Origin of the sequence: Saccharopolyspora sp. NPDC002686 (assembly GCF_040295745.1) — a bacterium.
Lineage (GTDB): Bacteria > Actinomycetota > Actinomycetes > Mycobacteriales > Pseudonocardiaceae > Saccharopolyspora > Saccharopolyspora oryzae.
In genome coordinates, this window is the sequence record NZ_JBEOVY010000062.1 from 18310 (window position 1) to 27701 (window position 9392).

8 protein-coding genes are annotated in these 9392 nt (G+C 67.5%); 5 read left to right on the forward strand and 3 right to left on the reverse strand.

Features of this window, described 5'->3' with window-relative positions:
* Positions 1 to 3: 3 nt before the first annotated feature.
* Together ABTZ89_RS11090 and ABTZ89_RS11095 are read right to left on the reverse strand one after the other, a co-directional pair.
* A complete protein-coding gene (locus ABTZ89_RS11090) occupies positions 4 to 1212 on the reverse strand; it encodes a cytochrome P450 family protein (RefSeq protein WP_351042924.1) in 1209 nt (402 codons plus the stop codon).
* 81 nt (positions 1213 to 1293) lie between these two features.
* The gene (locus tag ABTZ89_RS11095; protein WP_351042927.1) at positions 1294 to 2970 is read right to left on the reverse strand and encodes a prenyltransferase/squalene oxidase repeat-containing protein; all 1677 of its coding nucleotides are present in this window, start codon (positions 2968 to 2970) and stop codon (positions 1294 to 1296) included.
* Between the two features lie 482 nt (positions 2971 to 3452).
* On the opposite strand from ABTZ89_RS11095, the gene ABTZ89_RS11100 reads away from it, so the two are divergent.
* From ABTZ89_RS11100 to ABTZ89_RS11115, 4 genes are all read left to right on the forward strand, one after another.
* Positions 3453 to 4523, forward strand: a complete 1071-nt coding sequence (locus tag ABTZ89_RS11100; RefSeq protein ID WP_351042930.1) for an aminotransferase class I/II-fold pyridoxal phosphate-dependent enzyme — start codon at positions 3453 to 3455, stop codon at positions 4521 to 4523.
* 1 nt (position 4524) lies between these two features.
* A complete protein-coding gene (locus ABTZ89_RS11105; protein WP_351042933.1) occupies positions 4525 to 5532 on the forward strand; it encodes a polyprenyl synthetase family protein in 1008 nt (335 codons plus the stop codon).
* Between the two features lie 83 nt (positions 5533 to 5615).
* Complete coding sequence (locus ABTZ89_RS11110; protein WP_351042935.1) at positions 5616 to 6518, forward strand: UbiA family prenyltransferase; 903 nt, start codon at positions 5616 to 5618, stop codon at positions 6516 to 6518.
* A 91-nt stretch (positions 6519 to 6609) separates the two neighbouring features.
* Positions 6610 to 7875 (forward strand): FAD-dependent oxidoreductase, encoded by a 1266-nt coding sequence (locus tag ABTZ89_RS11115; RefSeq protein WP_351042938.1) that lies wholly within the window; start codon positions 6610 to 6612, stop codon positions 7873 to 7875.
* Positions 7876 to 7895: 20 nt separating this feature from the next.
* Here ABTZ89_RS11115 and ABTZ89_RS11120 read toward each other — a convergent pair whose 3' ends face one another.
* On the reverse strand, positions 7896 to 8927 hold the full coding sequence (locus ABTZ89_RS11120) for a methyltransferase (protein WP_502949533.1): 1032 nt from the start codon (positions 8925 to 8927) through the stop codon (positions 7896 to 7898).
* 192 nt (positions 8928 to 9119) lie between these two features.
* Here ABTZ89_RS11120 and ABTZ89_RS11125 point away from each other — a divergent pair.
* Positions 9120 to 9392 (forward strand): TauD/TfdA dioxygenase family protein (locus ABTZ89_RS11125; protein WP_351042941.1); only part of this gene is annotated, 273 nt, incomplete at its 3' end.

A 9392-nucleotide genomic window follows, 5' to 3' on the forward strand; every position in this document is an offset into this window, starting at 1 on the left:
CGGTCAGTCCACGGCACGGGGACCGAGCAGCACATGCAACGTGCGCGGGGCGTGCACGTGGACGCTGCGGCGAAATGTCAGCTCAGCGGGTTCGCTCACGATCCGCAGTCCCGGGAACCGGTTGAACAGCGCGGCCAGAGCCACCTCCCCTTCCAAACGGACCAGGGCCGCACCCAGGCATCGATGAATGCCGTAGCCAAAGGCGAGGTGGCCTGCGGTGTTCCGGTCGGGATCCAGCACGTCCGGCTCCTCGAACCGCGCTGGGTCGCGGTTCGCCGCACCCGTCGACAGCATGACCGATGCACCCCTGGAGATCTCGACCCCGCCGATCTCCAGGTCCTGGGTCGCGAACCGCACCGAAGCATTGAGGGCAGGCGAGAGCCAGCGCAGGAGTTCCTCGATCAGCGGCGGCACCGATTCCGGGCTGCCCAGGCGCTGGCGCGCGGAGTCGTCAACCACCAAGGCGCGGACGCTGTTGGTGATGAACACCGCAGTGGTCTCGTGGCCTGCCATGAGCAGCAGCATGGCCATCGCCACGATCTCCAGGTCGGAGAGCCGGTCGTCCTCGTCGGATGCCGTGATGAGCCCGGAGAGCAACGCGTCGTCCGGCTCCACGCGCTTGGCCGCGACCAGTCCCTCCAGGTAGGTGGCCATCTGGGTTGAGGCGCGCAGCAGCTCGGGTTCAGGGCATTCGTCGATGAGGATGGTGGACAAGCGTGCGAACTCGTCGCGATCGATCTCGGGGACGCCGAGAAGCTCGCTGATCACCACCATCGGCAGTGTGATCGCGTAGCGCGCCACGAGGTCGACCGGTTCTTCCTCGGGCAGATCTGCCAACAGCTCCTCTGCGACGGCCTCGACGCGCGAGCGCAGCTCGGCGATCCGGCGCGCGGTGAACGCCTGGGTGACCAGGCTCCGCAGTCGGGTGTGCTCCGGCGGGTCGAGCGAGGTCAGCATGTGCGACATCGGGGCAGGCAGTCCAGGAGACGCGGAGGCGCGTTCCTCGGCGGGCAGGCTGGACCGCCAGTCCTTCGCCAGCCGCTCGTCGGCGAGCCCCGCCCGCACATCGGCATACCGGGTGACCAGCCAGGTCCGGCCGCCCTCGAAGTCGACCTCGCGGACGGGGTAGGTCTCGCGCGTCCTGGCGAGCGCCCCATGCGGGTCGCGCCAGAAGTGCTCGGTGAAGGAATCCTCTTGCGTCGAACCTGTCATGGGTACTCCGTTCTTCAGAACATCCGGTGAGCCAGCAGCGCAATCGTGCAATCAGAGACCTGCCGAGACGGACGCGCGGGATCAGCGCACCGCATCCCGGTACCGGCCGAGCGCGCGAAGGGCCATGCCCTGGGTGAACGCGGGGTTGCTGTACCGGCTCACGTACCGCACGTACTCGTGGACGCTCTCCGCCGGCCACCCACCGCCGGGCGTCCGTCTCTCCAGCAACCAGTCCACGCCGGAACGCACGTCAGCCGGATCCACTCCGGCTGCGAGCAGGCCCGAGATCGCCCACCCGGTCTCTTCGACAGTGGCGGGTGCATCGTGCCCGTCGCCCCACGAGCCGTCGGACAGACGGGCGCGTTCCAGCCACGCCTTCGCCCGGCGAGCAGTGACGCCCTCCGCCCAACCCACTTTGGAGAAGGTCTCCAGCACGGCGGCGGTGGCCATCGTGTGGTGCCGGTACCACACCGATTCGAAGGCACCGTCCGGCAGCTGGGCGTTGGCGAGCCAGCGCAGCGCGCGACGCACCCGGCGGTCGTCCGCCGGGACACCCGCGTCGAGCAACGCATCGACGGCCTGCACTGTGGTCATCGGGCACGGTCCGCTGTTGGCGACCGTGGTGTTGCGCACGCAAAGTCCCCAGGAGCCGCGGGTGTCCTGCACACGGGTCAGCCAGTCAACGCCCCGCTCGATCGCCCCCTCCTGTTCCTGGCCGGGCAGCCGGCACAGCACGGAGAGGATCTCGCCGGTCTCCAAGGTCGAGGGCCAGCCCTCGGTGCCCGCCCACCCCCAATAGCCCGGTGGGCACCCGAAGGCGAGGAACGGGCGGTGCTGTTGGAGGCGGACGAACAGCCCGATCGACGAAGCCAGCCTCGGGTCGTCCGCGTATCCGGCCTCGGCGAGGCCGCGCACGGCGTACATCGTCCATGCCGCGTCGAGCGGACCAGTCTGCCACCAACCATCAGGGTGCATCGTCCGGCGAAACCACCTGACTGCGGCTTCGACCATGTCCGGCGCCAAGCCCGCACGGGCCAGACCGGTGCAGACGAGACCGGTCACCCAGGCGTTTTCGCACCAAGCCCCGGTCGAACCCTCGTGCTCGTAGACCTGCCGGATCGCCTTCAGCGCGTTCGGCTCCCCCAGGCGGGCCAGCACCTGCTGGAAGCGCGTGAGGGGCTTGTGCCTGGCCTGGGCGAGACCGAGCGCGAACGCCATCGGGATGCGCAGATCGAACAGCCTGCGGTACAGGCCCGGCCACAGCGCCACCTCCAGCGGGAAGCGGCGCATCTCATCAGGAATCAGCCAGCCGACGAAGCCGTAGTACTGACGGCACCACGCGACGACCTCGGGGTGCGGAATCGCATCCAAGCCACCGAAGTCCGCCATCCAACGCTGCCCGGCCTGTACCGACGTCGAGCTGCCCCCGGGGTCGACCAGGTGGAGGACGGCCGAGCTGACCGCAGTCGGCCCGGCCTCGCTGGCCAGGCCGGGGACCATCGCCCAGCCGCCGTCAGTGTTCTGGGTGCGTCTGAGCCATCCGGCGCCTGTGGCGATCAGGTCGGCGTTGCCGTCCCGGTCGGCGTAATGCAGCGCGGACAGCGCGCCCACCGTCCCCAGCGTCGAGGTCAGATTGTCCTCGCTGTAGTCGAACACGCCGTCGGCACGCTGAGCGACGAACAGCGCCTCCGCTCCCTCGCAGATCGCCTCGTCGAGTGCGTCCGGAAACGGATCGGAGTCGGCCTGCGCCGTCGTCATGCGGATTCCTCCAGCTCTGTCATGGGGGTTCGACACCTTACGGCCACGAGGAGAATTTCCCAGGAGCGGCGACGTCTGCACTCCTGAGCACGACCGCTGACGCGGCGACAGCCTGCCCGCCGGGTACGTCGCAGTCGAAGTAGCCGTAAACATCGAATTACGTTGCATATCAACTGTTCTCGTTCATGAATCACCATACTGAGTCACTTCTGCCCCGGCCAGGCCTTCCGGCCATGCGTCCGCGATGAACAGCACCGGCGACGAACATTTGCCCCTTCGGGCAACATTCACGTTCGTTCGCGCACTTCCTCGCGCGGACTCGTTGACGCGATGACACCTGGCCGATGTAATCAAGATCCTTATCTCGAGCCATCGCCGACGCTCTAAATCCGACCGCCCTCACGTCGGCTTCGCAACGAGTCGACCAAAAATCTCCCAGCCCGATCGGATTCCGGCTTGCGCGGTAGACGTACGCGCACGTCATGAACGGAGATCAGCCTGTGACTACCGCTCGGCATCAGCTGTCCTTGAACGAGAACTTCTCGGCACCGCTACCAGGTGTTCAGGAAGCTATTGTGGACGGCGCCAGTCGGGTCAACCTGACGCTCGACGCGATGTCCACCGGGTTGACGCAGGCAATCGCCGGACACTTCGAGGTGGATTCCGCGCGGGTGTTCGTCGGTCCCGGGTCAGGAGCGCTGCTGCAGCAGATCCTCACCGCGTTTGCGGGCGGCGGCGAGGTCGTGCACGCGTGGCCGTCGTTCGAGATGTACCCGCTGCTGGTGCGCAATGCCGGCGCTGAAGCCGTACCGGTGGGGCTCCGCGAGCACAAGCACGATCTGACGGCGATGGCCGACGCAATCACCGAGCGGACCAAGGTCGTACTGCTGTGCAATCCGAACAACCCGACCGGGACCGTCCTCGACGACGCTGAGATGCGGGCGCTCCTGGACCGGCTGTCCGACGACGTCCTCGTGCTGATCGACGAGGCCTACGCCGACTTCGCCGATGAATCGGCGATCGCCAACGGCATCCGGCTCGCCGCTGAGGATCCCCGCGTGTGCGTGGTGCGCACCTTCTCCAAATCCCACGGGCTGCTCGGGCTCCGGGTCGGCTACCTGGTCGCGAACGAGGCAGTGATCGCGAAGCTCGTGCCCGGCTCGTACTTCTTCCGGGTCAGCACCGTGGCGCAAGATGCCGCCATCGTCGCGCTGCGGGCCGACGAGACCATGCGGGAGCGATGCGCGGAGGTCGCCGCCGAACGAGACCGGGTTCACGCCCAGCTGCGCTCGCTCGGCCTGGAGGTACCCCGCAGTCATGGCAACTTCCACTGGCTACCGCTCGGCGAGGCGAACAAGTCGTTCGTCCGCTTCTGCGCGGCTGGCGGCGTCGAGGTGCGGACGCTCGCCGACAACGCCGGAGTCCGGGTGACAGTCGGCACGCGCGAGGCCAACGACATCTTGCTCGAACTCACCCGGCGTTTCTTCAGCGGAGGCGAACCGCCGAGCGGTGACCCCCAGGTGCCGCAGTCAGTTACCGCCGAGCGCTCGTGACATGGCCAACGCCGAAACCTGCGCGACCGCAGCTCAATTCAGCTCCCCCGAACTGGCTGAACTGCTCAACCGCGAAATGCGGAGAAGGTGGTCGACGGTCGGTGAACGGACCGAGCAGATGGCCGGCTACGCGCTTCTAGCGCCCGGCAAGATGTTGCGACCGATGCTGCTGCTCGCTTCCGCAGAGGCCACCGGCGGTGACAGCTCCCGGCTGCTCCCCGCCGCCTTGGCCGTGGAATACCTGCACGTGGCGACGCTGGTTCACGACGACATCGTCGACGACGACGAGCTGCGCCGGGGCCGCCCCACCGTGCACACCCACTTCGGCGTGCCCGATGCGCTGGTAGCCGGCGATTTCCTGATCTTGAACATGGTCAGCACGCTCCTCGAATGCACAGCCGTGCGGCCTGCCGCGTTGCTGGAGGCAGCTCGGGTCCTGGCCACTGCGGGATCCGACGTCTGCCGGGGGCAGGTCCGGGAGGCCGGAATGGTCGGCAAGCTGAGCTGCTCGGTCGACGATTACCAGGAAATGGTGGCGCTCAAGACCGGCGCGCTGTTCCGGGGGGCCTGCCGAGCCGGAGCGATCCTCGGCGGTGCGGCCACCGAGCACGTTGAAGCCACCACCCGGTACGCCGAGCACCTCGGCGTGGGTTTCCAGATGTTCGACGACCTGCTGCCGTACCTGGCGGTCACCCCGACAACAGGTAAGCCTGCCACCAGCGACGTGGCCAATCTGCGCCCGACATTCCCGGTGCTCGTGGGCTACCAGTCCGCCCGGGATGCCGACCGGCACCGGTTCACCGAGGCGTTGTCGGGCCGGATGCCAGCGGCGGACTCTCACCGGCTCATGCGGGAGCTCCTGATCACGACCGGCGCATTGGAGCTCAGCCGGACGCGCGCCGCCGAGGAGATCGCCAAGGCCCGCGAGAGCATCTCGAACCTGCCCGGGACGGCCGCCGTCGACCTGATGCTGACCATCGCCGATCTGGCCATCGACCGGAACCGGTAGCGATGCGCGACCGATGGGCGGCAACACGCCAAATCTCGTGGGCGCACGTGCAGACCTGGCGGCCGTACACGCTTTGCTACCCAGTGCTCGTAGGCGTCGCGGGGGCAGGTGCCGGAGGCGCTTCCAGACTCACCGAGTTCGCCATCGCGGGATGCGGAACCGCACTCGGCTGGTTGGCCGGGCACTACCTCGGTGACTACTTCGACCGGGACCTGGACCGAATCGCGAAACCACAGCGCCCGATCCCGTCCGGGAGGCTCTCGCCCAAGACCGCGCTCGCTTTCGGCACGGGGCTCGCGATCGCAGCAGCAGTGCTGCTGGCGTGGGCGAACTGGCGAACGCTGGTGCTGGTTGCCCTGGCGCTGGGCGGTATCGTGGCCTACAGCAAGTTCTGCAAGGCGCGGGGTTTGTCGGGAAATCTGGTGCGCGGCCTGATCATCGCGTTGGCGTTCCTGATCGGTGCGATGGTCGTGAATCCGCTGCCCGGGTGGACCGCAGTCGTGTTCTCCGTGGTCTTCCTGCTGCACGATGCGGCGTCCAATCTCGTCGGCACGCTCCGCGATGTGGACGGCGATCGCGCCGCCGGCTACCGGTCGGTACCCGTGCGGAGCGGGATTCGTCACGCCACCCGGCTGACCGCGGCTCTGTACGCCGCAGCGATCGTCGCCGCCGCGATCGGACTTCTGCTTCAGCACCGGGTCGGCTATCCGGTGTTGCTGGTCGTTGCGGCCTGCATCGGCTCGGTCGCAGTGCTGCCGTTGGTGTCCCTAGCACCAACGCTGACTCAGGTCCGCGCGCTGCGAGCGCACGAGCTCCTGGTCGCCGAACGCCTCGTTCTCGCCAGTGCTGTCCTGGCTCGCACTGTCCCCGCAATCACGGTCGTTCCACTGCTCGGACTGACGTTGCTCTTCAGCCTGTGGAGCCAGGCCGCGATGCGGTCGAAGTACGAAATCGCTGCCGACGACAAGGAGGGCCAGCCGACATGAGCTCCCCCACTGCGCTGTGGCCCGACGGCCTGCAAGTCGGCCGCCCGCAGCATGCGCCGACGTCCTGTTTCCACACCCTGCGGGAGACGCGATGAACAGCACTGTCGTGGTGTGCGGGGCGGGCGTGGGAGGCTTGGCCGCCGCGCACGCACTCGGTTCGCTAGGGCTGCAGGTTCTGGTCTTCGAGAAGCAGTCACGGGTGCCCCGGGTACCGAAGGGTGAAGTGCTGCAGCCCGGAGCGTTGAAGATCCTGGACACGTGGGGTGTCACCAAGTTCCTGGAGCACCGGGGAGCGGTACGCCTTTCCGCGCTCGTCGCCTGCGGAGACAGTGGGAAAGGTCGGATGTCCCTGGATTACACACAGCTTCCGGACACGACCAACTGGCTGCTGTCGGCCGACCACGAGTCGATCCTGACCGCGCTCGTCGACAGCTTGCCGGACAACGTCTCGCTCTACCGAGGTGTGACGGTGCGCGGGACTCTTCACGACGACGCCACACGAGTCGCCGGGCTCGTCGTACGGGAAGCAGGGTCCGAGCGCGAAGTTCCTGCGTCGCTGGTGATCGCGGCCGACGGCGTTTCGTCGCGGCTCCGGCGTGCTGCCGGTATCGGCGCGGATCGGAAGGACTACTCGCACCGGCTGGTCGCCCTCGACATCCCCGACGTGCCGACCGCGGAGAAAGCAGTGACCGCCCACGTCACCGACCGCGGTCTGCGCATGCGCTATCCGCTGCCCGGAGACCGGATTCGGCTCTACGTCCAGGCCGAACCGAACGAGCTGCGCGGGATCGACCACGATGCGATGCAACGCTGGGGAGACGCGCTCATCGCTGAACTGCCCGAGCTGGCGGCTTTCGAGGACCAGTTGCGGAGCAGCTTGGACGATCGGCAGATGCTGCCTGTTGCCCGGTTCGTCGCCGACGGTCTGTCCGCCCCCGGCATCGCATTGGTCGGCGAAGCGGCGCATTCCGTGCATCCGATGGCGGCCCAGGGCATGAACAGTGCCATCTACGACGCGCACGCCCTGGGCACGTGCCTTGCCGAACGGGCTCTGCCCCTCCGGGCACCCGATGTGGACACAGCCTTGCGCGAGTACCAGGAGCGACGCCTGCCCGAACTGATCCAGATTGGCAAGATCAGCCACAACGCGTCGCGCATGCTCACCGACCTGTCCTGGGTGGGCCGCACGGTCGGCCGGCGGGCGCTGCGCAACACCGGCGCCAACCAGCGGCTCAGCTTCACCGTCATGCACAACCTCGCCGGTCTCGGTCTGCACCCACTCTCGCCGCTCGACCGGCTCCACCAACTCGGGTTGCTCCCCGACCCGCGGGCACGGCGCCGACCCCGATGGGCATGAGGAACGGCGCCGCACCGAGGTCACCGCGGCAGTCGGCACTCCACCACGACGAGGCCACCCGGCCAGGTGCGGGACTTGACCAGGCTCAGCCCGGCCTTGTCCACCAACGCCTCGAAGTCCGCGACGCTGCGTTCCTGACCGCCCAGCAGGACCAGGGACTGCAGGTCGAAGGAGGTGTTGTACTTGGCGTGATCGACGCCGGCGAGGACTTCCACGACCAGCACCCGGCTGCTGTCGCCAGCGGCCTCGGCACAGCGCTGCAAGATCCGCACCGCGTCTTCGTCGTTCCAGTCCGTGAGCACGCGGGAGACCACGTAGACGTCCCGTCCGGGCGGCAGCGGGTCGAAGAAGCTGCCGGGCACGAAGGAGACCTGCCCCGCCAGGCCCGCCTCGCTCAACGCCTGGTCGGCTTCCCGGGCCACCGCCGGAAGATCGAGCACCTCGCCGCGGAGGTGCGGATTGGCCCGAACGACCTCAGCGAGCAACGCCCCCTGCCCACCGCCCACGTCGATGACGGTCCGGGCGGACTCCCAGTCGACCTCCGCCGCCAGCACCGGCCCGGTCTGCCAGGCATGGGCAGCCATGACGTCGCCGAAGAAGCGCCGCAGGCCGTCGTTGCGCTGGTAGTCGTCCCAGAACGGGGCACCGTGAACGACACCGTAGGACGACTCGCCGGTGCGGATGGAGTGCAGCATGCCGCTGAAGGCCAGGTCCATCCGCGCACCAGGCCCCTCCACGTCGAGCCAGCTCCGGAGCCACGTGCCGCCCTCAGAGAGCAGCTGGCGGGACAAGTCCGTCAGCCCGAAGACACCCGGCTCCGCCTCCGCGAACAGTCCGATGTGGACCAGATGGCGCAGCAGGCGCTTCAGGGACTCCGGATGCGCCCCCGCAGCGGACGCAAGCGGACCGAGTTCGGTCGTTCCCTCGGATACCAGCTCCGGAAGACGCATCGTCACCGCGACCCGAATGGCGAAAGGCGTTGCCAGATCGATGAGTCCAGCCAGTTCAGCACTCACGTCGACCGCAAGATCTTGAGATTCCGCAGAATCCATGAAAATCCAGTTCCTCTCGAGTTGACCACTCGGCCACCACCGCCATTTCCATCCTTGCCTCCCACCTTCCACTGCGTCAACAACCATGATGGCGCACTCCGGTTCCGCACCGGAAAATCAGCACCAACGACGCAAATGCGCATCGTCATTCCTGAAAACAGTTGATACCAAAGGACAATGAGGTGAAGACCGATGTCGCCCAACGACTTAGAATTTGACGTGCGCCCTGCTTCTGGAGCACTGGGCGCCGAGGTGCGCGGGCTCGATCTGGAGGGACTGACCGAGCAATCCTTCGCGCATCTGTACGAGCTGCTCATGGAGAACCTCGTGCTCTTCTTCCCGGACGCCGATCCGCTCTCCCCTGAAGCCCACAAGAACTTCGGCCGCTTCCTCGGCGCACTGGAAGTGCACCCTTTCCTACCCAAGATGGACGGGCACCAGGAGATCGTGGTGCTCGACTCGGAC